This is a genomic window from Mesorhizobium sp. LNHC252B00 (genome assembly GCF_000502955.1).
Taxonomy (GTDB): domain Bacteria; phylum Pseudomonadota; class Alphaproteobacteria; order Rhizobiales; family Rhizobiaceae; genus Mesorhizobium.
On the sequence record NZ_AYWO01000115.1, the window covers coordinates 1 to 529 of the forward strand.

Consider the following 529-nt stretch of genomic DNA (forward strand, 5'->3'; position numbering starts at 1 on the left):
GACCGTCAGCGAGGCGCTGGCGCCCGGCGCCGAGATCGTCGGACCGTCATCGAGGAAGGTCAGGTTCTGGCCGATGTTGAGTAGGGCCGAGGAGCTGTCGCCGTCCTTGTCGGTGATGGTTGCCGTCAGCGTCACGAGATTGTCCGCCGACAGGCTGACCGGCTCGTTCGGGTCCGTCGTCGGATGGACGACCGCCCGCACCTGGTCGAGCGTCACATTGCCCGCCGCGTCGGTGGTGACCGTGAACACGATCACACCGCCGATGCCCGCACGGCCGACCACCTGGCCAGCCTCGAGGCTCAGCACCACCGCCTGGCCGCTTGCCGTGTCGACCAGCCCCGTTGCGCCGGCAGTGAAGCCCAGCGCGTAGGTGATGGTGCCGGCGCCATCGGCGCCGTAGCTGGAGGTGAAGGCACTGGCGAAGCTCGCCGTCGCATTCGTGGCCAGGATGGTCTCGTCGACCGTCAGCGAGGCGCTGGCGCCCGGCGCCGAGATCGTCGGACCGTCATCGAGGAAGGTCAGGTTCTGG

General features: G+C 69.0%; 1 protein-coding gene. It reads right to left on the reverse strand.

The annotated features are described in order from the left end of the window. A partial coding sequence (locus X744_RS1000000174775; RefSeq protein ID WP_031261573.1) for a DUF5801 repeats-in-toxin domain-containing protein occupies positions 1-529 on the reverse strand: 529 nt, incomplete at both ends.